Source organism: Xanthomonas hortorum (genome assembly GCF_040279205.1).
In the GTDB taxonomy this organism is placed as follows: Bacteria; Pseudomonadota; Gammaproteobacteria; order Xanthomonadales; family Xanthomonadaceae; genus Xanthomonas; species Xanthomonas hortorum_F.
Genome location: NZ_JBEOLS010000129.1, coordinates 1 through 1,062, shown reverse-complemented (window position 1 = coordinate 1,062; position 1,062 = coordinate 1). Strand labels below are relative to the sequence as shown.

1 protein-coding gene is annotated in these 1,062 nt (G+C 60.1%); it reads right to left on the bottom strand.

Annotated features, from left to right (window positions below):
* Positions 1-125 precede the first annotated feature (125 nt).
* A partial coding sequence (locus tag ABS769_RS22460) for an IS5 family transposase (protein ID WP_317063466.1) occupies positions 126-1,062 on the bottom strand: 937 nt, incomplete at its 5' end.

Sequence of the window (1,062 nt, the reverse complement as noted above, 5' to 3'; positions counted from 1 at the left end):
GGAAGATCTGAACAACCAGTCAGTATCTTCGAAGTTCAAGCAGCCTTGTCGAGATGAGGCGTGTAGTTGGCTTGAAGTGCGTAAGGCATGCGTTTTCTGGCGGCATCTCCTGCCGCCAGGCAGCATTACCCCCTGGCCGGCAGCAGCTGCCGGCGCACCATCCACAGATTGGACAGCGCAAACAACGTCAGCACTTGTGCCGTGTTCTTGGCCAAGCCGCGATAGCGGACCTTGGTGTAGCCGAACTGGCGCTTGACCACGCGGAACGGATGTTCCACCTTTGCACGCACACTGGCTTTGAAGTGTTCCCAACGTGCTTCCCGAGCACGCTCGCGTTTGTTCCCAATAGCCTGAATTCGCGACGGCTTGGCGGCAATGAAAAATGCAGCTTCGCAGTCCTGCAGTTCGTCGCGTTTGTCCGCGCCGGTGTAGCCGCTGTCGCCGAACACGCTGTCTTCTTTTCCATGCAGCAACGTGTGTGTCACCGTGACATCGGCGACATTGGCCGCTGTGCAATGGACGTGGTGCACCAGCCCGGAAAATTCATCCACACCGATGTGCGCCTTCATCCCGAAATACCACTGATTGCCCTTCCTGGTCTGATGCATCTCAGGATCGCGCGCGTGATCGGCATTCTTGGTCGAGCTGGGCGCAGCGATCAGCGTCGCATCGACGATCGTGCCGGAGCGCAAGCTCTGGCCCTTGCGCGCCAGATGCGCGTTGACGGCTTCCAGCATCCGTGCGGCAAGGCCGTGGGTCTCCAGCAGGCGCCGAAAGTTGAGAATCGTGGTCTCGTCAGGAATGTCGTCCAAGCCACCGAGCTGGGCAAAGCGCCGCAAGGTCGGAATCTCATGCAGCGCTTCTTCCATCGCCGGATCGCTCAACGCATACCATTGCTGCAGCAGATGAATCCGCAACATCGTCGCCAGTGCGTACGGCTGCCGACCTGGCCGCCCCGACACCGGATAGTGCGGTGCGATCAGCCCGAGCAGTTGCTGCCACGGAACCACCTGCTCCATCTCGGCCAGAAAGATCTCGCGCCGGGTCTGCTTGCGTTTACCC